Here is a 22,313-nt window from a genome sequence, read left to right as displayed (position 1 = left end):
GCGTCCGGCGGAACACCTCGGTATGTTCACCGACTCGCTCCTCCTCACCGGCGCCGTCGTCGCCGTCCTCCTCGGATTCAGCGCCTTCTTCTCCGCCAGCGAGATCGCGGTCTTCTCGCTGGAGCGTCACCGCGTCACCGCCCTCCGCGACGGCGGGGACCGTCGCGGGGCCGTCCTCGCGCGCCTCCGGGACGACCCACACCGGCTCCTCGTCACGATCCTCGTCGGCAACAACGTCGTCAACATCGGGATGACCGCGCTGGCGACGGCGGCGCTGGCGGCGGCGTTCGGGGTCGGCCGCGGGACCGCGCTGGCCACGGGCGTGATGAGCGTCCTCGTGTTGGTCGTCGGGGAGATCACGCCGAAGTCGTACGGCGTCGCACACGCCGAGCGGCTCGCCCTCCGGGTCGCCCGCCCGCTCGCCGCCATTCAGCGCCTTCTCTCCCCGATCACGATCGCCTTCGAGGCGCTCTCCGACGCGATAAACCGGATCACGGAGTCGGAAACGGCCGCCCGCCCGGAGCTCACCCGGGCCGAGCTGCAGCGGTTGGTGGCGACCGGCGAGCGCGTCGGGGCCATCGACGAGGGCGAGCGCGGGATGGTCGAGGGGGTGTTCGCGCTCGGGGGGACGACCGCGCGGGAGGTGATGGTGCCGCGTCCGAACGTCGTCGCCGTCGGGAACGACGCCTCGCTCGCGGAGATCGTCGGGGTCTGCGCCGACGAACGCGTCACCCGCGTCCCGGTGTACGACGAGACGGGCGAACACGTCGTCGGCGTGGTCGACGTCCGCGACGCTGAACGGGCGCTTCGGGAGGGACTCCCCCTCGAGGACGTGCTCATGGAGACGATCAGCGTCCCGGACTCCCGCCGTCTCGACTCGCTGTTAGCCGAGATGCAAGCCGGTCGGTTCCCGATGGTCGCGGTCGTCGACGAGTACGGCGAGTTCGAGGGGATCATCACCGTCGAGGACATCCTCGAGGAGATCGTCGGCGAGATATTCGAGGTCGGCGAGGAGCGGTTCCTCCGCCCCACGCATGACGGCCTGCTCGTGAACGGCGAGGTGACCGTCGGCGAGGTCAACGACGCGATGGGGATCGACCTCCCCCGCGACGGCGACTACGAGACGGTCGCCGGGTTAGTGAACGCGCGCCTCGGCCGCGTCGGCGCGGTCGGCGACGTCGTCGCGTTCCCGGACGTCGGCGTCACCGTCGCCGTCGACGCGGTCGACCGGAACCGGATCAGGCGGGTACGGGTTCGACGAGCGGACGGGACGGATGAGGCGGGCGGATCGGTCAGCCCGAGTGAGACGAACGGGTCGGACGACGTGGACGGGCCGGGTGAGACGAACGGATCGGACGGGGAGCTCGGAGCAACCGACGAGAGTGACGAACGGTCGTCATAACTGTCGTGTACGGCAACGGTTTGGGAAAATAATTAGAAACTCATCCGGTTTTACCACTTTTCGACGGATATTGAGGCAATATTGACGCGACCAGACGCGATCCGATCTTTTATTGATGACGAACAGATACGGTAGGTGATGACAGCAAACACGAGCGGGTTCGACAGGCGTACCTTCCTGAAGGCAGCGGGCGTCGCGGGCGCGGTCGGGCTCGCCGGCTGTTCTGACGACGACGGGCAGGAGTTCGTCACCATCGGCACCGGCGGAACGGGCGGGGTCTACTACCCCCTCGGCGGCGGCATGGCGGACATCATGAACAACAACATGGACGGCATCGACGCGACGGCCGAGTCCACCGGGGCCAGCGTCGAGAACTGTCGGCTCGTCGGCGACGGCGAGATGACGATGGCGCTGGCGCTGGGGAACTCCGTGCTGCTCGCCGTCAACGGCGAGGGTGACTTCGACGATCCCGTCGACCTGCAGGCGGCGTTCGGTGCCTACCAGAACGCGACGCAGGTCGTGGTCCCCGAGGACTCCGACGTCGAGACGCTCGCGGACCTCGAGGGCCTCGACGTGAGCGTCGGTGCCCCCGGCAGCGGGACCGAGGTCATCGCCGAGGAGCTGCTCGAGTGGTACGGGCTGAGCTACGACGACATCAACGAGGAGCGGCTCTCGTTCGCGGAGACGTCCGACGCGCTGCTCGACGGCAACATCGACGCCGGCTTCTGGAGCGTCGCGTTCCCGGCCTCCTCGATCGAGGAGCTCGCCTCCCAGCGTGACGTCCGCCTGCTCGACTTCCCCCAGGAGGACCTCGAGGCCATCGACGAGGAGTTCCCCTACTACGCGCCCGGCGTCATCCCGGCGGGCACCTACCCCGGCCAGGACGACGACGTCAACCAGCCCGGCGTGACGAACACGATGATCGTCCAGGCGGACGCCGACGAGGACTTCGTCCACGACGTCACCGAGGTCATTTACGAGAACCTCGACACGCTCGCGGACGTCCACCCGGCCGCCGAACAGTTCGAGGAGACGGCGCGTGCGGCCCCGATCGATCTCCACCCCGGCGCGGAGCGGTACTTCGACGACGCGGGGCTCTAAGGGCGATGTCGTCCCGCCGGCTCGGTCTTATCGCGTCGGTCGTCGTCCTCGTGGCGCTCACGAGCGTGACGGCCGCCGCGACCCTGCCGGCGGAGGACGCGGTGGTTCTCGAGAACCCCGAGACGGGAGAGACGTACGACCGGTTCACGCTCGAGCCGGACGAGACCTTCGCGGTGACGTACATCCACTCGTTCGAGAAGACGCCCGTGACTGGGGTGTACACCGTACGTGACGGCGAGATACACCAGGTACGCGAGGAGTACGCCTACAACGCCGCGGGGCTCGGGTACACCAGGTCGGAACGACGCGAGGGGAACCGGACCGTCGTCGACGTCGACGAACGCGTCGGCTCGTTCGCGGTCCGGATCTCCGACTCCGAGGACCACTACCTGACCGTCGACGGGGACGACCGACCTCTCGACTCGTACGCGGACACGTGGTCGACGGTACGGGTGACGACCGAGCGCGTGAGCTATCTCGAGCGGTACTGGAGCCACGGACGATAACGAACCATGACGACCGACAACGAGGACACCGATCCGGAAACGAACGGAACAGACACCGAGCCACCCGACGGGACCGAGACGGACCTCGGGCTCGACCTCAGCGAGACCGACGAGACCGAGGCCTCTCGCCGTGGGACCCACCTGAGTGGCTACGGGAAACGCAAGCTCGACGGGACGTTCGTGGCGAAGGTCGTGACGTTCCTCGCCGTGACCCTCGGCGGGTATCACGTCGTGACCGCCTACACCGGGGTGCCGGGCGCGTTCACGAACCGCCCGATCCACCTCGCGGTGATGATGGCGCTCAGCTTCCTGGTCTACGGGGCCTGGGAGGGCGTGGCGGGCGAGCGCGTCCCGTGGTACGACTGGGTGCTTGCGGCGCTGTCGTTCCCGGCGGTGTTGTACCTCGCGTACGCGATCAACTACGGCGGCGCGGCCGCTCGAGCCGGGTCGCCGACGACCCTCGACGCGATCTTCGGCGCGCTCACGCTGGTGCTCGTCCTGGAGATGACGCGCCGGACGACCGGGGTCATCCTGCCGGTCATCGCGTCGTCGTTCGTCGTCTACGCGTTCCTCGGCCCCATGATGCCCGGCCTGCTCGCGCACCGCGGGTACGGCTACGAACGGATCCTTTCGCACCTCTACATGACTACGGAGGGGATATTCGGGATCCCACTGGGCGTGAGCGCGACGTTCGTCGTCCTCTTCATCATCTTCGGGGCGTTCCTCGAGGTGACCGGGATCGGCGACTGGTTCATCGACCTCGCGTACGGAGTCACCGGTCGGCTCTCGGGCGGTCCGGCGAAGACGTCCGTGCTCGCCAGCGGGTTCATGGCGAGTCTCAACGGGAGCGCCGTCGCCAACACGGCGACGACGGGCGCGTTCACCATCCCGCTCATGAAGCGGACGGGCTTCGACGACTACTACGCCGCGGCCGTCGAGTCGTCGGCGTCCTCCGGCGGCCAGATCATGCCGCCGGTGATGGGCGCGGGCGCGTTCATCATGGCCGTCTGGACCGGGATCAGCTACGCCGACATCATCATCTCGGCGACGGTTCCGGCGATGCTGTTCTTCCTCTGTGTGGGGATGGCGGTTCACTTCCGCGCGAAGAAACAGGGCCTCGAGGGGCTGCCGAAGTCCCAGCTGCCCGACTCGCGGACGCTGCTCATCTACCGGTTCTACTACACCCTGCCGATCATCGTGCTCGTCTTCATGCTCGTGCAGGGGTTCACCGCGATGCGTGCGGGGTTCTGGGCGATCCTGCTCGCGATCATCGTCTGCGTCTTCCCCAACCGGATCCGGCGGCTGTCCGACCTGCGTGATCCCGACTCCGGCGAGAGCGTCGGGCGGCTGCTGCGGGACTCGCTCCAGCTGCTCGCCGACGGGCTCGAACGGGGCATTCGGATGACGATCCTCGTCGCGGCCGCCTGTGCGACTGCGGGGATCGTCGTCGGCGTGGTCACCCTGACGGGCCTCGGCCTGAAGTTCTCCTCGCTCGTGGCGTCGCTGTCCGGCGGGGTCGTCTTCATCGCGCTGGTGTTGACGATGATCGCGTCGATCCTGCTCGGGATGGGGCTGCCGACGACGGCGGCGTACGTCGTCGTCGCGGCGCTCGGTGCCCCGGCGCTCACGCAGTTCGGCGTCGACCTGCTCGCGGCACACCTGTTCATCTTCTACTTCGCGATCATCTCCGCGATCACGCCGCCGATCATGCTCGCGGTGTTCACCGCCAGCGGGATCGCCGAATCCGACCCGTGGAAAACGGGATTCACGGCGATCAACATCGCGAGCGTCGGGTTCATCATCCCGTACCTGTTCGTTTACGGGACCGAGCTGTTGCTCATCGGTGAACCCGTCGACATCGTCATCAGCGTCAGTACCGCCATCGTCGGCGTGATCGCGCTGTCGGCGTCGACGCAGGCGTACCTGCTGAAAGACGCGTCCATCGTCGAGCGGGTGCTGTTGCTCGCTGGGGCGTTGACGCTCATGTTCCCGGACGTGCTCACCGACGGGGTCGGGATCGTGATCCTGGGTGTCGTGTTCGCCAAGCAGTACGCCGCGGTCAACGCCGCGGAGCCGAGCGGCGTCACGGCGGACTGAGCCGCCGCGACGACCTCGCGGCCTCGCGCCTCCGGGACCGCCGTTCCTCCGTCGGGAGTATATATACCAAAAGAGCTAACGCCACGGCTGACGGGAGACGCGTATGGTCATCGTTGCGGCCGTCGACACGGACGAGCAAGCCGGATCGATCGTCAAAGAGGGACTGTCGCTCGCGCGCGCGTTCGACGACTCGCTGTCCGTCGTCCACGCGGTCCCTTCGACCGAGTTCGCGGCGATCCAGCGCGAGCACGTCTCCGCCGGCGGCGACACCCTTTCGCGGGACGACGTCGCCCGCGATCACATCCACGGGGCGCTCGGTTCCGAGGCGCTCTCGGGCGACGTCGACGTCGAGTTCGTCGGGCTGGACGGGGAGCCGACGGACTCGATCCTCGAACACGCCGCCGACGTGGACGCCCGCTACGTCGTCATCGGCGGCAAGGGTCGCTCGCCCGCGGGCAAGGCGCTCTTCGGGAGCGTCGCTCAGACGGTCATCCTCGAGGCCGACTGTCCGGTCGTCGTCGGCGGCGCGTGACGCTTCGTGGGCATCGATCGCGGAGCGCCGTCGATCCGACGGTGAGTATTTAAACTGCCCTGTCGGTCCGTCGGCGAGTGACGGGCGAACGCGCCGACGGCGACCGATCGAGCCGCCGGATCGTGTGACACTCGCCGACACATTTATGTGTGTGAATCCCTCTCACATATCTAGTCTCGGTTACGGGCCGAAACGACCGCTGCCCGCGCGTTGGTTCCCGACGGTGTGTCGTCACGCGTCGATGGGGTGTACGGAGACGCCACGGAGAGCCGTGCGTCCGTCCCCCATCATCGCGGTGGAGAACGCGGCGACCGTCGACTCGACCCGTCCGGGTCGGAGACACCATGGCAGACAGACAAACGCTCGAACGGCTCAGCGAGGAGTACCGCGAGGACGTCCCCGACGACCTCAGGGAGGCGCGGTCGTTCGACTGGTACCTCGATACGCTGTACGAGGACCCACGCGTCGCGCGCAACGCCCACCAGCGCGTCGCGGACATGTTCGACCACTACGGCACCCGATACGACGAGGGGCGCGGCGTCGTCGAGTACGCGCTCGCGGCCGATGACCCCCTCCACGACGGCGAGAACGTCTTCTTCGGACGGGGGATCCACGAGGCGATCCACGAGTTCGTCAACAAGGTGAAGTCCGGGGCGCGGGGGTTGGGCCCCGAGAAACGGATCAAGCTCCTGCTCGGCCCTGTCGGTTCGGGGAAGTCGCACTTCGACTGGCTCGTCCGTCGCTACTTCGAGGCGTACACCCGCGAGCCGGCCGGCCGGATGTACACGTTCCGTTGGGTCGACCTCCGGTCCGTCATCGACGACCAGGACCCCGCCGACGACGTCGTCCGGTCCCCGATGAATCAGGACCCGCTCGTGTTGCTCCCGGCCGTACAGCGACAGGCGGTCCTCGACGACCTCAACGAGCGACTCGACGCGCCGTACACCCTCCGGAACGACCAGCACCCGGACCCCGCCTCCGAGTTCTACTTGAACGAGCTGTTGGCCCACTACGACGACGACCTCCGGGCCGTCTTAGAGAACCACGTCGAGGTCGTCCGCCTGATCGCCAACGAGAACCGCCGCGAGTGCATCGAGACGTTCGAGCCGAAGGACAAGAAGAACCAGGACGAGACGGAGCTCACCGGCGACGTCAACTACTCGAAACTGGCCGTCTACGGCGAGTCGGATCCGCGGGCGTTCGACTACGCCGGCGCGTTCTGTAACGCGAACCGCGGGCTGTTCTCCGGCGAGGAGCTGTTGAAGCTCCAGCGGGAGTTCCTCTACGACTTCCTGCACGCCTCACAGGAGTCGACGATCAAACCCAAGAACAACCCGCGGATCGACATCGACCAGGTGATCGTCGGCCGGACGAACATGCCGGAGTACCGCGAGAAGACGGGCGACGAGAAGATGGAGGCGTTCAACGACCGCACCAAGCGGATCGATTACCCGTACGTGTTGGAATACGACAGCGAGGCGCGGATCTACGGACGGATGTTGGCCAACGCCGACGTGCCGACGGTCCACGTCGAGCCCCACACGCTGGAGATGGCCGGGCTGTTCGGCGTCCTCACGCGGATCGAGGAGCCGACCGACGGGACGGTGAGCCTGCTGGACAAAGCGAAGGTGTACAACGGCGAGCTGGAGGACGAGGAGATCGACGTCCGCAAGCTCCGCGAGGACGGCGCGGAGACGGCCGACATCGGCGAAGGGATGGACGGTATCTCCGCCCGGTTCATCGGCGACGAGATCGCCGAGGCGATCATGGACGCCACCCACCGCGGCCGGAGTCACCTCTCGCCGCTGTCCGTCTTCGACCACTTCGAGGCGAACCTCGGCGGCCACGGTTCCATCGCGGCCGACGACCTACAGCGGTACGAGCGGCTGCTCGACACCGTGCGCGAGGAGTACCGCGAGCGCGCCATCGAGGACGTCAGACACGCGTTGGCGTACGACGTCGACGAGCTCCGTCGACAGGGCGAGAAGTACATGGACCACGTGATGGCGTACATCGACGACGCCACCGTCGACGACGCGCTCACCGGCCGCGAGACGGAGCCCGACGAGACGTTCCTCCGGGCCGTCGAGGAGCAGCTCGACGTCCCCTCGGACCGCAAGGACGACTTCAGACAGGAGGTGTCGAACTGGGTCTCCCGGCGCGCCCGCGAGGGGCGCGGCTTCGACCCGCAGGAGAACGACCGGCTCCGCCGGGCGCTCGAGCGCAAGCTCTGGGAGGACAAGAAACACAACATCAACTTCTCCGCGCTGGTCTCGGCGACGGACCTCGACGAGGAGGACCGGAGCGCGTGGGTCGACGCCCTGATCGATCGCGGCTACTCCGCGGACGGCGCGGCGGAGGCGCTGGAGTACGCGGGTGCCGCCGTCGCCCGCTCGGAGATCGAGGATGGCGGGCCGTAACCGATCTCCTGCGGGCGAGCGGTTCGTTCGCGAGGCCGACGAGGCGATCCACGGCGCGTACGACCCGCCGATGAGCCTCGCGGCGTACGTCGAGCGCGTCCTCGAGAACCCGCTCGCGGCGGCCTCCGGGGCCGCCTACGTCCTCGCTGCCATCGAGTCGTGTGGCACCCGCGAGGTCGTCGAGCGCGGCGAGCGGCTGGAGCGCTACCGCTTCTTCGACGATCCGTCCAACGGCGGCGAACACGCCGTGCTGGGCAACACCGCGGCGCTCAACGGCTTCGTCGACGACCTCAAGGCGTCCGCGGCGGGACGTGGCCGTGACGAGAAGATCGTCTGGATCGACGGTCCGACCGCCACCGGGAAATCGGAGTTCAAGCGGTGTCTGATCAACGGGCTCCGCGAGTTCTCGCGCACCGCCGAGGGCCGGCGGTACACCGTCGAGTGGAACGTCTCCGGGGCGGCGACCGGTCGGTCGCTCTCGTACGGGAGCGACGGCGACGTCGCGGAGTGGTATCGGAGCCCCGTACAGACGCACCCGCTGTCGGTGTTCCCCGCGGCGGTTCGCGATCGCCTGGCAGCGGAGATCGCGTCGACGACGGACCCGTCGTACCCGATCGCCGTCGACGGCGATCTCGACCCGTTCAGCCGCGAGGCGTACGAGTACCTCGAATCCGTCTACCGCGACGAGGGGCGTCGGGAGCTGTTCTCGGCGATCACCGACCGCGATCACCTGCGCGTGACGAGCTACGTCGTCGACGTCGGACAGGGGATCGGCGTGCTCCACGCGGAGGACGACGGGACGCCGAAGGAGCGGCTGGTCGGGTCGTGGATGGCGGGGATGCTCCGCGAGCTCGACTCCCGCGGGCGGAAGAACCCGCAGGCGTTCAGCTACGACGGCGTCCTCTCGCAGGGCAACGGCGTCGTGACCGTCGTCGAGGACGCGAGCCAACACGCCGACCTGCTTCGGCGGCTGCTCAACGTCCCCGACGAGCGCCGCGTCAAGCTCGACAAGGGGATCGGAATGGACGTGGACACGCAGCTGATCGTGATCTCCAATCCCGACCTCGACGCCGAGCTCGACCGCCACGCCGACCGCGATGGTGCGGACCCGCTGAAGGCGCTCAAACGCCGGCTCACCCGCCACGAGTTCCGCTACCTCACGGACCGACGGCTGGAGACGGCGCTCCTCCGCCGTGAGCTCGACGGGGCCGCCGGCATGCGCCCGGTCGGCGACAGCGCGGTCGACGGAATCGCCAGTGGCGCGGTCGACGGGATCGCCAGTGGCGTGGTCGACGGGAGCACGGGGGACGACCCCACCGCCGAGGGGACGAGCGACGATCCGGCTGTCGAGGCCAGGGTGGCCGCTCCGACCGACTCGACCGCGCCGACCGACGCGCTCGTTCGGGAGGCGTTCACCACGACGGTCCGCGACGCCGACGGCACCGAACGCGAACGCGAGCTCGCGCCCCACGCGCTCGGTGCCGCCGCCCTCTACGCCGTCGTCACCCGGATCGACGCCGACGGGCTCCCGGCGGACGTCGGACTGTTGGAGGCGGCGCGGCTGTACGAGGCGGGGGAGGTCCGGCGCGACGACGCTCGGGTCACGATCGACGACGTCGTCGACGCCGCGGGGGAGGGGTTCGGCGAGGCGGACGGGCGCACCGGGATCCCGGTCACGTACACGCGCGACGTCGTCGCGGACCTCCTGCAGGCGGTCGACGACCGGGGCGATCCCGACCTCCCGGTCGGCCGGGTCGTCATGCCGGACGACGTCCTGACGGCGATGGCCGAGGGGCTCGCCGACGCGCCCGTGTTCTCCCGGGCGGAGGCCGCGGCGTTCGAGGGCCGGCGCGCGCTCGTGGCGGACCACGTCCGCGACCGTCAACGCGACGACGTCGTCGACGCCCTGCTCGGCGCGGGAACGGCGTCGCCGGAGGCGGTCGTCGAGTACGTCGAGCACGTCTCGGCGTGGCACGCCGACGGGCCGGTCGAGACGGCTCGCGGCCCGACCGAGCCGGACGCGCTCCTGATGAAGGTGTTCGAGACGGAGACGCTCGGTCGCTTCGAGGGGACGGACTACCGCGGAACGAAGCCGACCCGGGCGGTCGCCGACTTCCGCCGCGAGCACGTGATCCGCGCGCTGACCCGGCACGCCTGGCGGAACCGCGGCGACGGCTTCACCGTTGACGACGTCGACGTCGCCGAGATCCCCGAGATCACGGCCGCACTGGAGACGACCGACCTCGCCGACGTGAAACGCCGCCATCCGTCGTTCGACCCGCACGAGTGGGACGATCCGGCGGCGGACACCGAGACGGCCCGCCTGAAGACGGCGGCGATCGACCGGCTCGTCGACCGCGGGTACAGCCCGGAGAGCGCCGAGCTGACGGCGCGGATCGTCATGCGCGACGTCCGCGCCGAGTGGGACGACGTCGTCGCGGCCGACGGGCGGTCCGGCCCGGCCGACGCGGCGGACGGCTCCGGGAACGGGGGTGAGCGCTGATGGGGCTCGTCGAGGACCGCGAACGGTTCCGCGAGGTCGGCGAGGACCGGCGCGAGGACCTCTCCGCGTTCATCACCCACGGCGATCTCGGCGGCTCGGCCCCCGACCGGATACGGATCCCGATCAAGGTCGTCGACCTCCCCGCGTTCGAGTACGACCGGCGCGACGCCGGCGGCGTCGGGCAGGGACGGGGCGGGCAGCCACAGCCCGGCCAGCCCGTCGACCCGCAGCCCGGTGACGGGGACGGGAGCGAGGACGGGGACGGCGACGGCGACCCCGGCGAGGAGGGCGGCGACCACGAGTACTACGAGATGGACCCCGAGGAGTTCGCTCAGGAGCTCGACGAGGAGCTGGGCCTCGAACTCGAACCGAAGGGGAAACGGGTGATCGAGGAGGTCGAGGGCGACTTCACGGACACCGCACGCGCCGGCCCGAAGGGGACCCTCGACCTCGACGAGTTCTTCAAACGGGGGCTGAAGCGTCACCTCGCGACCGATTTCGACGGGGAGTACGTCCGCGAGGGGCTGTTCGTCGCCGGCGCGGACGTCGACGACGTCTTCGCGTGGGCCCGCGGGAAGCGGATCCCCGTCTCGCGCGCGTGGATCGCCGACGCGGCGACCGAGGTCGAAGCGGAGATCGGCGGTCCCGTCGCGGCGGCGGACCGCTGGGCGAGCTTCGCGGCGCTGGAGTCCGTGATCGACCACGAGCCGGTCGCCGTCCGGATCCGGCGCGACGGGCTCGACGGCGTCCCGTTCCGCCGCGAGGACGAGCGGTTCCGTCACCCCGAGGTGATCGAGAAACGCGAGCGGAACGTCGTCGTCGTCAACGTCCGCGACGCGTCCGGCTCGATGCGTGAGACGAAACGCGAGCTCGTCGAGCGGGTGTTCACGCCGATGGACTGGTACCTGACCGGCAAGTACGACGCCGCCGAGTTCCGCTACGTCGTCCACGACGCTGAGGCGTGGGAGGTCGACCGGAGCGACTTCTTCGGGGTTCAGTCGGGCGGCGGCACCCGGATATCGAGTGCCTACGCGCTCGTCGCCGAGATATTGGAGGAATACCCGTTCGACGAGTGGAACCGGTACGTGTTCGCCGCGGGCGACTCCGAGAACGCCGGCAACGACACGACGGAGGGCGTGATCCCGATGATGGAGTCGATCGAGGCGAACCTCCACGCGTACGTGGAGACACAGCCCGGCGGGAGCGCCCCGAACGCGCGCCACGCGGACGAAGTGGAGCGGGCCCTCGGCGACGTCGACAACGTCGCCGTCGCGAGGGTCGCCGGCCCCGAGGACGTCACCGACGCGATCTACCGCGTCCTGAGCACGGAGGACGGCCCCGACGGAGGTGAGCGACGATGAGGGACGACCGCCTCGAGGCGAAACGCGAGGCGGCGACGCTCGCCGAACACGCCGCGGCGGCGCGGGCCCTCGCCGAGCGGCTCGGACTGGAGCCGTATCCCGTCCGCTACTGGGTCGTCGACCACGACGAGATGAACGAACTCATCGCCTACGAGGGGTTCCAGCGCCGGTACCCACACTGGCGCTGGGGGATGAACTACGAGCGCCAGCGTCAGACGGACCGGCACGGGCTCGGCAAGGCGTTCGAGATCGTCAACAACGACGACCCGGCCCACGCGTTCCTCCAGGAGTCGAACACGACGGCGGACCAGAAGGCCGTGATCACCCACGTCGAGGCGCACGCGGACTTCTTCGCGAACAACCGCTGGTTCGGGCTGTACGCCGACCGCGGTGCTGACGGGCCGAACGCCGCGGCCCGCCTGGAGCGCAACGCCGACCGGCTGTCGGCGATCGCCGACCGCCCGGACGTCGACCGGGACGCGGTCGAGCGGTTGATCGACGCCGTCTCCTCGCTGTCGGACACGATCGACCAACACAGCCCGGTCGACGCGGCTCGCGGCGCGGAGGGCGACGGCCCCGGCCGTCCGAGCGATTCGGACGCGTCGCCCGCAGACTCGGCCGCGGAGCTACGGGCGCGGATCGCGGAGCTCGACCTCTCCGAGGCGGTCCGCCGGGACGTGTTCGACGAGGAGTGGCTCGCGGGACAGGAGGGGGACGCCGAGCCGGACGAGCCGCGCCCGGACGTCCTCGCGTTCCTCCGTGACCACGGGAAACGGTACGACGCCGACTCCGGGAAGGCGGTCGACCGCGAGCCGTGGGAGACGACCGTCATCGACGCGGTCCGCGAGGAGGCGTACTACTTCGCCGGCCAGAAGTCGACGAAGGTGATGAACGAGGGGTGGGCGACGTACTGGGAGTCGGTGATGATGGGCGGCGAGGGGTTCGCCGGTCCCGACGAGTTCCTCACCTACGCCGACCACATGGCGCGCGTGCTCGGTTCGCCCGGGCTCAACCCCTACAAGCTCGGCTTCGAGCTGTGGACCCACCTCGAGCTGCGGGCGGCCCGCCGGGACGTGATCGACCGGCTGCTCCGCGTCGAGGGGGTGACGCCCGACACGTTCCATACCCGGATCGACCTCGACCGGGTCGCCGAGGCGCTCGCCCCCCACCCCGCGATCGCCGGCGCGGGGCCGGCGACGCTCGACGACCTGGCCGCGCTCGCGGCCGCGGGCGACCCACGAGTCGATTCGGAGGCCGTCGACCGGGCGCTGTCGGCACGGGAGGGCGACCTCGACCCGGACGACGCGCCGGACATCGAGCGCCACCCCTGGACGCTGCTCACCTACGAGGGGCTCGCGGAGCGCCACTACGTCCTCTCGCGGCCGGAACACCGCGGCGCGCTCCGCTCCGTCTCGCGGGCGACGCTCGCCGAGCGGGCCCGCTACATGTTCGACGTCGATCGCTACCCGACGGTCGAGGCGGCGCTGGCCGACGTCGACCGGACCGCGGGCTGGGAGCGCATGTTCGCGGTCCGCGAGAGCCACAACGACGTGACGTTCCTCGACGAGTTCCTGACCGACGAGTTCGTCCGCGAGGGGAACTACTTCACCTACGAGTACAGCCGGGCGGGCGAGGAGTTCCGCGTCGCCAGCGTCGACGCCGACGACGTCCGTCGGAAGCTACTCCTCCGCTTTACGAACTTCGGCAAGCCGACGATCGTCGCGCTCGACGGCAACTTCCGGAACCGCGGCGAGCTCCTCCTCGGCCACCGGTACAACGGGGTCGCGCTCGACGAGGAACAGGCGAAAGCGACGCTCGAACGCGTCTTCGAGCTGTGGGGACGCCCGGTGAACCTCGCGACGATCCGTACGGAGTACGCCGAAGAGGAGGTCCGCCGCGCGAAGCGCCGCGGCCGCGAGCCGACGGGAACGGAGGCCGGCGTTCGCTTCCGATACGACGGGGAGGCCGCGAGCGAACACGCGCTCGCCGACGACCTCGTCGCCCTGATCGCGGCCGACGACGTCGACTACGACACGAAGCCCGACGAGTGGCTGGCGTGACCTCCGTCGTCGCTACCGCGTCCCGTCCTCGGGAGTCAGCCGCACCAGCCGGTCGTCGTCCTCGCGCGGGAAGCCGTCGCCGTCGTTCGACCGTCCGTCGCGGTTTGACGTGATCGCGTACACCGAGCCGTCCGGACCCTGCTCGACGTGACGGACCCGGCCCAACTCGTCCGCGAGCAGGCCGTGGGAAACCGCGTCGTACTCCGCATCGGTCCAATCGGCGTCGTGGCGCTCGCCGCCGGTCGCGTCGGCGGGATCGCCGTCGCGCGAGTGGACGGTGACGGCGAGGAGCCGCTGGGAGCGGAGCCCCCCGACGAGCAGCCGGTTCCGCCACCCGTCCGCCGCCCCGCCGGTACGGAAGACGCAGCCCGAGGGGGCCCACGTCGTGTCCGTGCCGCTGTGGGCGACCGGCCGGGCGAAGTCGGTCCCCGGATACGTGTCGCCGTCGCGTGCGCGGTCCTCCTCGGGCCCCCAGCCGTGGTCGTCGCCCGGGCGCACGATCTGTACCTCGTCCCGATAGCCCGGCCCGTGTTCGGTGACGATCGGCGTCCCGTCGGGGAGAAACGAGATCCCTTGCGGGTTCCGGTGACCGACCGAGTACACCCGCGGGTCGCCGCCGAGGTCGGGGTTGTCCGCGGGGGCGCTCCCGTCCGGTTCCACGCGCAACACCTTCCCGGCCACGGAGCTCGGGTCCGGCGAGAGCGCGGTGTCGTTCGCGTCGCCGGTCGTCACCCAGAGGTAGTTCGCGGGGCCGAACGCGAGCCGCGAGCCGTTGTGGACGACCTCGTGGCCGGGGATCGAGTCGACGACGACCGTCTCCGTCGCTCCCGGATCGTCGGCGTCGGCGTCGTAGTAGACGACGCGGTTGCGGTAGTCGTCCGCTCCCGCCTTGTACGTGTAGACGGCGTACACGAGCGGCACGTCCGGGTAGTTCGGATGGACCGCGAGGCCCATGAGCCCGCCCTCGCTGCCGCCGCCCCACCACTCCATCGCGTCGTCGCCCGGTGCGACTGAGTCCGCGCGGTCGATGACGTCGGGGGCGGCGACTGACGTCACCGCCTCGCCGTCGTACCGCGAGATCCGACCGATCCGCTCGGAGACGAACAGGTCGCCGTCCGGCGCGAACGCGAGGTCCCACGGCACCTCCAACCCCTCGATCACCGTCTCGACGTCTGCGTCGAGCGCGGGCGGATCGGTCGGCGGCTCCCAGTCGGGGTCGTACGCCGTCCACGACTCGACGTCGTGATCGACGGTGAGGTCGTACTCGGAGTCCTCGACCGGGGTCGGCGTCGACGCGTCGGCTTCCCCTCCGTCGTCTGCGTCGCCTGCGTCCCCTTCATCGGGACCGCCGCCGAGACAGCCGGCGACTCCGGCGAGGCCGGCGACGCTCGCGAGGCCGCCCGCCAGGAACCGCCGTCGTTCGGGTGGCATACCACGGGGTTGGGACACCGACGGCTAAAGGGTGCTGCTCTCGGGAACCGAGTGGAAACGGGAGAACGGAATCGGGTCGCGGTTCGCGTTAACGGCCCGCGTTAGCGGGCTGCGTTCGCGGTCCGCGTTAGCGGGCCGCGGCGGCGACGCGCTCGCGCTCCTCCTTCTGGGAGATGGAGTACGTCTGCACGTCGTAGTCGGCGGCGGCGATCAGCTCGCTCGCAAGCGCCTCGGCGGCCGAGGTGGTCGATTTGTACGTCGCGCTGGCGACGCCGTCGGAGATGAACAGCAGGGCCTGGTCGACGCGGCGCTGGGGCGCGACGTCGACGGCCTTCGGGACGGAGATCCCGCCGTACTTCAGGCGGACGGTCTCCTCTCGCGGCGCGGCGTTCTCGACGGCCGTGACGAGCACCTGTGCCGGGTTCTCCTCGGTGCGCTCGTGGACGATGTCGAACGCGTCGCGGACGATCCGGGTCGCCTGCTGTTTCTTGCCCGTGTTCTCGTCCGTCTGCATGAGACGGTTGATGAGCCGCTCGACGAGCGAGATCTCGGACTTCTTGAACTGCTTGGAGGCGTGACGACCCATCGTGTGCGCGATGGGGGTCACGGTCATGTAGCGTTTCGTCGAGGGGTCGGCGTAGGCGATCTCCGTGACGTCCCAGACGCCGAAGAGCAGTGCGTTCTCGTTGGCCGCCTCGCTCGCCGCCGGGGCGTCCGGATCGGGCTCGTCGGCCGCGACCTCCGGCTCCTCCTCGGCGTCCGTGTCGGTTTCGGGCTCCTCGCTCATCGGACGGGTTTCTCCGCGTTTCCGCGAACCAGTTCGATCATCGAGACGCCGTTGACCTTCTCGACCTTGTAGTTGACGCCGGAGAGGTCGCCCATCGCGCGACCCTTCGCGCCACCGATCCCGGCGATCGTGACCTCGTCGTGCTCGTCGATGAAGGAGATAGCGCCGTCACCGGGACAGAACGCGGTGACCTGCTTCCCGTTCTTGATGAGCTGAACGCGGACACACTTTCGGATCGCCGAGTTCGGCTGCTTTGCCTCGATCCCGACCTTCTCGAGGACGATCCCGCGGGCCTGCGGGGCACCCTCGAGGGGGTCGGACTTCTTCTTGAGCCCGCGCTCTCTCCGAGCGTACTCGGAGTCGGACCAGCGCCGCTTCTGCCGGTCCTGCTTGAGCTTACGGGCGGCATATTTGCCGTTCGCCATCGTACCCGTGTTTTCCCACGGAGATACTTAAGCGTCCCTCTTTCGACCCCGAGAAACGGCCTCAGATCCCCGTAGGGATACCTCTCGTCGGATCTGAGCCTGTTTTACGGTTCGAACGGAGCGCGCTCGTCGCCGTTGAGGCGGTAAGCCGTGCTGAGAACCCGTCGTTTCCGATCCCCCTTGATCCGTCGCCGCCGACGGCGACGAGCGCGGCCGGGAGCCCCGTCGACGACCTCACACTCACTCCCGGAGCGTCGCGACCCACGACGGCTCGTCGATCGTCGTCTCCCCCACGTCGCGGAACGCGACGTCGATCTCGACGGTCGCGCCCTGCCCGCGCTGTGTGCCCTCCCAGCGCTGATCGAGCGACGGAACGACCCCGTCTTCCGTAACGTACATGGTCGCGTCGGCCGCCGTTACCTCCTCCGGGATCCCGGCGTCGCCCGTGAACTCGTCGGCGACGAGCCTCACCGCACGCTCGCCGTCGATGTCGGCGGCGCGGTCGTCGACGCGCATGTTCCACCCCCCGACGCCGCGGACGCCCGAGAGCGACTCCGCGCGCATCTCCTCGCGGAACTCCGCGGCGGACCGGTCGACCGCCCGGCGGTCCGTCGCGACGTCGTCCCCGGACGCCTCCCGGAGGAACGCCTCGTCGCCGTCGACGTACAGCTCGAGGACGTCCCGCTCGGCCGCGTCGACCGTCTCCTGTCGGAGGTACTGTCTCCCCCGCTCCGCCTCGAACCGGGCCTCGTACTCCTGGGAGGGGAGCCAGCGGCTCGGCTCCGACTCTCCTTCGTGTGTCGTCTCCGCCGTCGAGAACAGCTCGAACCCGCCCGCGTCGACGAGCGCCGACGAGTGGTGGTCCGCGAGCGCGTCGGCGTCGAGCGCGTCGCCGTCGAGCCAATCGACGTCGGTGATCCCCGGCTCGCCGAGGCTGAACCCGAGACAGCCGGCCGACCCGCCGGCCGTGCCGGCGGCGATACCCGCGAGGAGCCGTCGTCGTTGCATGTCCGGCCGGAAGTGACGGCGGGTGAAAAGGGCCGCGGGTCGGTGCCACAGTCGGGGCTGCGAGCCGGTGTCCCCGTCAGGTCAGCTCAACGTCGTCGACGTCGTGGTGTCGCTTCGCCAGCGTCCGGGCCGTCTCGATGTTCCGGCCGTCCGCGCCGATCGCGACGCCCCGGTCGCCCTCCGGCACTTCGACGTACGCCACGCGGTCGTTCTGTACGGAGATCGTCACGGCGTTGACCGCCGCCGGCGCGAGCGCGCTCGCGACGAACGCCTCCGGGGTGTCGGCGTCCTCGACGAGCTCGATCGGTCGGCCGAGGTCCGCCTCCACCTCGGTGACGGTCTCGCCGCCCTGTCCGATGGCGGCGGCCATCTCCCCCGCCGGAACCAGGAACACGAGCCGGTCGCCCTCCACGAGGCAGTCCTTCGGCGCGACGCCGGTCAGTTCGTCGAACCGACCGATGTAGCGCCGCGCCTCGTCGGAGAGCTCGACGCGCATCAGTCCGCCCGTTCGTTCGCGGGGGCGTCCCCGTCGTCCGTCGGCTGACCGCCGTCCGATATCACTCGCGACCCCATCCGGAGGTCGACGTCGCCGGTGCCGAGCGCGATCGGCTTGCCGGCGATGACGTTCTCGATGACGCCGTCGAGCTCGTCGTACTCGCCGTGGATCGCGGCGTCGAGCAGGTGGTTCACCGTCACCTCGAACGCCGCCCGTGCGAGCACGGAGTCCTTCGAGCCGGAGATCCCGTGGCGACCGATCGAGTCGATCTCGCCGTTGTTCGTCATGATGTCCGCCACGAGCATGAGGTGGCGGACGTTCACGTCGTCGAGCCCCTGCTCTTCGAGCGTGTTCTTCGTCTCGTCGATGATCGTCTCGCGGGCCGCCTCGACGCCGAGGTTGCGGTAGATCTCGTGGATGTTGTTACACGTCGTCCGCGAGGCGTCGACGCCCTCGATGTCGAGGGCGTCGCCGAAGGCGGACCCTTCGGTGTAGAGCACGAACTGCTCCTCGTCGTCGATCTCCTCCTTCCGAATGACGACGCGCTCGACCTCCTCGATCCCCTTGAACACGATCTCGCGGAGCTGCTCGACGAGCTGTAACAGTTCGCGGTAGCTCGGCTCGTTGGGGCCGAACTCGATGACGGTCCCGGACTGGCGGGCGTCCACGCCCAGCGCGTCCTCGATCGTCTCGGCGATGATCGCCGCGACCTCCGAGGGGTTCGAGTGGGTTGGCCACCGTTCCAGCAGCGTGTCGTCGTTGAGGTCGATCCGCACGAGCATGTCCGCGACGTTCGTCGACACGTCGCCGAGCGCGAGGATGCGGGTCGACTCGATCGACCAGACGACCTCGTGGGCCTTCTCCCGGTCCGTCGCGTACTCGCCGTCCAGGTGAACCGTCATCATCGGGGTGTCCGGCGTCTTTCGGGCGTCCACCAGCTCGATGAGCCGGGGCAGCCCCTGCGTGACGTCGATCTCAGCCACGCCGGCGTAGTGGAACGTGTTCATCGTCATCTGCGTCCCGGGCTCACCGATCGACTGTGCGGACACCGTTCCGACGGGGTCGAGCGGGTCCACGCGGGTCTCGATGTAGCGGTTCTCGACGCCCGTCGCGATGTCCGTCACCTGTTCGATCGTGACGTCGCCGTACTCGTCGGCCTTCGCGTCGATCGTCTCGTACACCTGCGCCTTCAGCCGGGAGGGAAGCTCCGTCGCTTCCACCACGGCCTCCATGTCGTCGGTTACGTGTTCGTGCTCAGTCATCTGATTCCACCCCCAGTCCGCCGGCCTTGTTCAGCCCTGGCCCGGCGTGCTCCGAGAGGTTCGTCGGCGGCGTGCGCTCGCCGAGGAACCGCTCCTTCTCCTCCGCGGAGTCGAACTCCGCGCCGATGACGCGGTCGGCGATGGCGTCGATGTCGACGCCGCTGCCCTCGCCGGAGGACACCTTCACGGGCGAGGTGCCGTCCTCGCCGAACTCGAACTGGACGATGGTGCCGGAGGTGTCCCGCACCGTCCCGTCGTACTGCGCCTCCAACTCGGAGAGCGCGTTGATGAGCCGGCGCTGGAGGTATCCGGACTTGGAGGTCCGGACCGCCGTGTCGACCAGCCCCTCGCGGCCGCCCATCGCGTGGAAGAAGAACTCCTCGGGCGTGAGTCCGCCGCGGTAGGAGTTCTCCACGAAGCCGTGCGCCTCCGCGGAGAGGTCGTTCGGCTTGTAGTGTGAGAGCGTGCGGTCCTCGTAGCCGCGGTTGATCCGCTCGCCCCGAACCGCCTGCTGGCCGACGGAGCCGGCCATCTGCGTGAGGTTCAGCATCGACCCACGCGCGCCGGAGCGGGCCATCACGACCGCCGGGTTGTCGTCGCCGAAGTGTTGGTCGGCGATCTCGCCGGCGGAGTCACGTGCCTTCCCGAGCGTCTGCATGATCTTCATCTCGAGCGTCTCGGCGACGCCGCGGCCCGGCAGCGACTCCAGCTCGCCGGCCTCGTACGTCTCGATCAGCTCCTGGACGCGGTCGTAGGCGCTCTCGATCGCCTCGTCGACCTGCTGTTCGGCCTCCGGCGGAATCGACTCGTCGTCGATCCCGATCGAGAAGCCGAAGTGCATGATCGCGCGCATCGCCAGCGAGGCGATCTCGTTGATGAACACGCGGGCACGCGTCTCGCCGTACATCTTGGTGAGGGTGTCGACGACCTCGCCGCCGAACGCGCCGACGGCGTCCTCGTCGATCGTCCCCTCCACCAGCTGGCCGTTCTCGATGCGGACGGTGTCGCCCGTCGACGAGGTGAACTCGAGGTTGAGGTCGTCGGGAAGCAGCTCCGAGAAGAGCGTTCGGCCCGTCCAGTACGGGCCGGTCTCGTCCTCGCCGTCCGGCTCGGGGAGCTCGTCGACCCGGGTCGCCCGGAGCAGGTCGAGCGCCTGCGTCTCGGTGAAGTGCGGGTTCGAGTGGGTGAGCAGGTAGGTCCCCGAGATGTGGTCCTGGATGGCCCCGATGATGTTCCCACCGAACCGGGGGCTCAGGATCTGCTCTTGGACACGCATCAACACGCGCGCCTCCGCACGGGCCTCCTCGTTCTGGAGGGCGTGCATGTTCATCTCGTCGCCGTCGAAGTCGGCGTTGTACGGCGGACAGACGACGGTGTTGAGACGGAACGTCTTGTACGGCATCACGACGACTTCGTGAGCCATGATCGACATCCGGTGGAGCGACGGCTGTCGGTTGAAGATCACGATGTCGCCGTCGACGAGGTGGCGGTTCACCTCCCAGTCGAGCTCGACCTTCTCAGCGAGCTCCTCGCAGTTCTTCTCGGTCACCTTCAGGCGGCGACCGTCGGGGCGGCGCACGTAGTTCGCGCCGGGGTGGCTCTCGGGGCCGTTCCGGACGTACTGACGCGCCTCCTCGACGTTCCGTTCGGTGACGTTGAGCGTCTGGGTCATCTCCGTCGCCACGCGGTCGGGGACGCCGACCTCGTTGAGCGAGAGCGTCGGGTCGGGCGAGATGACGGTCCGCGCGGAGAAGTTCACGCGCTTGCCGGACAGCGAGCCGCGGAAGCGGCCCTCCTTCCCTTTCAGGCGCTGCGAGAGCGTTTTGAGGGGCCGGCCCGAGCGGTGTCGCGCCGGCGGCGTCCCCGAGATCTCGTTGTCGATGAACGTGGTGACGTGGTACTGTAACAGCTCCCAGAGGTCCTCGATGATCAGCTGTGGGGCCCCCGCCTCGCGGTTCTCCATGAACCGCTGGTTGATGCGGATGATGTCGACCAGCTTGTGCGTGAGGTCGTCCTCCGAGCGCTGACCGTTGTCCAGCGTGATGGAGGGGCGGGTCGTCACCGGCGGCACCGGGAGGACGGTCAGGATCATCCACTCCGGCCGGGAGTCGGCCGAGTCGATCCCGAGGACCTCGAGGTCCTCGTCCGGGATGTCCTCGAACCAGTCGCGGATGTCCGACGGCATCAGCTTGTTCATGTCCTCCTCGGTGAGGTCGATGCTCAGCGCCTTCTCGATGGCGCGGCGGTCCTCCTTCCGCGGGCGGAACTCGCCGGCCATGATCTCGTTGATCCGCTCGAGCGAGACGTCGGTCTTCTCGGCGAGCTCCTGCGGGGAGGTTCCGGGCTCGTCTTCCTCCTCGTCCGGCTGCATCGCGGCCGCGATGTGCTCGGAGTAGTCGCCCGAGAGCACGTCCTGGACCTCGTAGTAGGTGGTCGGCTTCTCGTGTTTGATGTCCGCCTGCGGCTCGCCACAGAACGGACAGGTCTTGGCCTTTCGGGCCTGCCGAACGGCGGCCTTCAGGACGTCGTGGGGGTCGTCGCCGAGCTCCTTGGCGCGGTCGTAGCGCTCCCGGAACTCCTCGCGCTGGGCCTCATCGAGCGCGAGCCGTCCGCAGTCGCGACAGGTCGACCGGAGCAGCCGCCGGATGAGCTTCGTGAACCCGACGTGGATGACGGGTGCGGCCAGCTCGATGTGGCCGAAGTGCCCGTTACAGGAGCCGGAGTGGGAGCCGCAGGTTCGGCACTCCAGTCCAGGGTCGATGACCCCGAGCCGCGGGTCCATCAGCCCCATATCGATCGGGTAGCCGTCGTCGTCGTACGTGTCGGCGGTGATGACCTTCGTCGCCGACATGTCCCGGTACGTCTCCGGGTCCATGAGGCCGAAGTCGATGCCGCCGAGCACTTTCGGTGTTTGCATTGACA

General features: G+C 69.2%; 16 protein-coding genes. 9 read left to right on the top strand and 7 right to left on the bottom strand.

Features of this window, described 5'->3' with window-relative positions:
* Positions 1-22 precede the first annotated feature (22 nt).
* From GRS48_RS13745 to GRS48_RS13705, 9 genes are all read left to right on the top strand, one after another.
* A complete protein-coding gene (locus GRS48_RS13745; protein ID WP_159487483.1) occupies positions 23-1,402 on the top strand; it encodes a hemolysin family protein in 1,380 nt (459 codons plus the stop codon).
* A 138-nt stretch (positions 1,403-1,540) separates the two neighbouring features.
* Positions 1,541-2,503 carry a TAXI family TRAP transporter solute-binding subunit gene (locus GRS48_RS13740; RefSeq protein ID WP_159487470.1) on the top strand — a complete coding sequence of 321 codons (963 nt, stop codon included), beginning with the start codon at positions 1,541-1,543 and terminating at the stop codon, positions 2,501-2,503.
* A gap of 5 nt (positions 2,504-2,508) precedes the next feature.
* Positions 2,509-3,009 (top strand): DUF1850 domain-containing protein, encoded by a 501-nt coding sequence (locus tag GRS48_RS13735; protein WP_159487468.1) that lies wholly within the window; start codon positions 2,509-2,511, stop codon positions 3,007-3,009.
* Between the two features lie 6 nt (positions 3,010-3,015).
* A complete protein-coding gene (locus GRS48_RS13730) occupies positions 3,016-5,106 on the top strand; it encodes a TRAP transporter permease (protein WP_159487466.1) in 2,091 nt (696 codons plus the stop codon).
* A gap of 103 nt (positions 5,107-5,209) precedes the next feature.
* Positions 5,210-5,638: a universal stress protein gene (locus GRS48_RS13725; RefSeq protein WP_159487464.1), complete on the top strand. Its 429-nt coding sequence runs from the start codon at positions 5,210-5,212 to the stop codon at positions 5,636-5,638.
* A gap of 344 nt (positions 5,639-5,982) precedes the next feature.
* Positions 5,983-8,058, top strand: coding sequence for a PrkA family serine protein kinase (locus GRS48_RS13720; protein ID WP_159487462.1), 2,076 nt, complete (start codon positions 5,983-5,985; stop codon positions 8,056-8,058).
* Entirely contained in the window at positions 8,045-10,561 is a 2,517-nt protein-coding gene (locus GRS48_RS13715) for a kinase anchor protein (protein ID WP_159487460.1), read from the top strand. Before GRS48_RS13720 ends, GRS48_RS13715 begins: the two co-directional genes overlap by 14 nt.
* Complete coding sequence (locus tag GRS48_RS13710) at positions 10,561-11,922, top strand: DUF444 family protein (RefSeq protein ID WP_159487458.1); 1,362 nt, start codon at positions 10,561-10,563, stop codon at positions 11,920-11,922. The genes GRS48_RS13715 and GRS48_RS13710 overlap by 1 nt, the downstream gene beginning before the upstream one ends.
* Positions 11,919-13,982 carry a SpoVR family protein gene (locus GRS48_RS13705; protein ID WP_159487456.1) on the top strand — a complete coding sequence of 688 codons (2,064 nt, stop codon included), beginning with the start codon at positions 11,919-11,921 and terminating at the stop codon, positions 13,980-13,982. Before GRS48_RS13710 ends, GRS48_RS13705 begins: the two co-directional genes overlap by 4 nt.
* Positions 13,983-13,994: 12 nt before the next feature.
* Here the strand turns inward: GRS48_RS13705 and GRS48_RS13700 are convergent, their stop codons facing one another.
* From GRS48_RS13700 to GRS48_RS13670, 7 genes are all read right to left on the bottom strand, one after another.
* The gene (locus tag GRS48_RS13700) at positions 13,995-15,413 is read right to left on the bottom strand and encodes a sorbosone dehydrogenase family protein (protein ID WP_159487454.1); all 1,419 of its coding nucleotides are present in this window, start codon (positions 15,411-15,413) and stop codon (positions 13,995-13,997) included.
* A gap of 127 nt (positions 15,414-15,540) precedes the next feature.
* A complete protein-coding gene (locus tag GRS48_RS13695) occupies positions 15,541-16,200 on the bottom strand; it encodes a 30S ribosomal protein S7 (RefSeq protein WP_159487452.1) in 660 nt (219 codons plus the stop codon).
* Positions 16,197-16,625 (bottom strand): 30S ribosomal protein S12, encoded by a 429-nt coding sequence (locus GRS48_RS13690; protein WP_004048726.1) that lies wholly within the window; start codon positions 16,623-16,625, stop codon positions 16,197-16,199. The genes GRS48_RS13695 and GRS48_RS13690 overlap by 4 nt, the downstream gene beginning before the upstream one ends.
* Positions 16,626-16,865: 240 nt before the next feature.
* Positions 16,866-17,633 (bottom strand): hypothetical protein, encoded by a 768-nt coding sequence (locus GRS48_RS13685; protein ID WP_159487450.1) that lies wholly within the window; start codon positions 17,631-17,633, stop codon positions 16,866-16,868.
* Positions 17,634-17,709: 76 nt separating this feature from the next.
* A complete protein-coding gene (locus GRS48_RS13680; RefSeq protein WP_159487448.1) occupies positions 17,710-18,129 on the bottom strand; it encodes a NusA-like transcription termination signal-binding factor in 420 nt (139 codons plus the stop codon).
* Positions 18,129-19,391 (bottom strand): DNA-directed RNA polymerase subunit A'', encoded by a 1,263-nt coding sequence (gene rpoA2 / locus GRS48_RS13675; RefSeq protein WP_159487446.1) that lies wholly within the window; start codon positions 19,389-19,391, stop codon positions 18,129-18,131. Before rpoA2 ends, GRS48_RS13680 begins: the two co-directional genes overlap by 1 nt.
* Entirely contained in the window at positions 19,384-22,308 is a 2,925-nt protein-coding gene (locus tag GRS48_RS13670) for a DNA-directed RNA polymerase subunit A' (protein WP_159487444.1), read from the bottom strand. The genes rpoA2 and GRS48_RS13670 overlap by 8 nt, the downstream gene beginning before the upstream one ends.
* Positions 22,309-22,313 lie beyond the last annotated feature (5 nt).

The sequence above is a fragment of the Halorubrum sp. JWXQ-INN 858 genome (assembly GCF_009806985.1).
Lineage (GTDB): Archaea > Halobacteriota > Halobacteria > Halobacteriales > Haloferacaceae > Halorubrum.
The sequence above is the reverse complement of the archived record's forward strand: the minus strand, read 5'-3'. Positions and strand labels throughout refer to the sequence as shown.

Coding starts and splice junctions, on each gene's coding strand:
- GRS48_RS13740 (WP_159487470.1), top strand. CDS start 1,541: ATGACAGCAAACACGAGCGGGTTCGACAGGCGTACCTTCCTGAAGGCA.
- GRS48_RS13715 (WP_159487460.1), top strand. CDS start 8,045: ATGGCGGGCCGTAACCGATCTCCTGCGGGCGAGCGGTTCGTTCGCGAG.
- GRS48_RS13745 (WP_159487483.1), top strand. CDS start 23: ATGTTCACCGACTCGCTCCTCCTCACCGGCGCCGTCGTCGCCGTCCTC.
- GRS48_RS13700 (WP_159487454.1), bottom strand. CDS start 15,413: ATGCCACCCGAACGACGGCGGTTCCTGGCGGGCGGCCTCGCGAGCGTC.
- GRS48_RS13725 (WP_159487464.1), top strand. CDS start 5,210: ATGGTCATCGTTGCGGCCGTCGACACGGACGAGCAAGCCGGATCGATC.
- GRS48_RS13690 (WP_004048726.1), bottom strand. CDS start 16,625: ATGGCGAACGGCAAATATGCCGCCCGTAAGCTCAAGCAGGACCGGCAG.
- GRS48_RS13680 (WP_159487448.1), bottom strand. CDS start 18,129: ATGCGCGTCGAGCTCTCCGACGAGGCGCGGCGCTACATCGGTCGGTTC.
- GRS48_RS13735 (WP_159487468.1), top strand. CDS start 2,509: ATGTCGTCCCGCCGGCTCGGTCTTATCGCGTCGGTCGTCGTCCTCGTG.
- GRS48_RS13705 (WP_159487456.1), top strand. CDS start 11,919: ATGAGGGACGACCGCCTCGAGGCGAAACGCGAGGCGGCGACGCTCGCC.
- GRS48_RS13670 (WP_159487444.1), bottom strand. CDS start 22,308: ATGCAAACACCGAAAGTGCTCGGCGGCATCGACTTCGGCCTCATGGAC.
- GRS48_RS13710 (WP_159487458.1), top strand. CDS start 10,561: ATGGGGCTCGTCGAGGACCGCGAACGGTTCCGCGAGGTCGGCGAGGAC.
- rpoA2 (WP_159487446.1), bottom strand. CDS start 19,391: ATGACTGAGCACGAACACGTAACCGACGACATGGAGGCCGTGGTGGAA.
- GRS48_RS13685 (WP_159487450.1), bottom strand. CDS start 17,633: ATGCAACGACGACGGCTCCTCGCGGGTATCGCCGCCGGCACGGCCGGC.
- GRS48_RS13730 (WP_159487466.1), top strand. CDS start 3,016: ATGACGACCGACAACGAGGACACCGATCCGGAAACGAACGGAACAGAC.
- GRS48_RS13720 (WP_159487462.1), top strand. CDS start 5,983: ATGGCAGACAGACAAACGCTCGAACGGCTCAGCGAGGAGTACCGCGAG.
- GRS48_RS13695 (WP_159487452.1), bottom strand. CDS start 16,200: ATGAGCGAGGAGCCCGAAACCGACACGGACGCCGAGGAGGAGCCGGAG.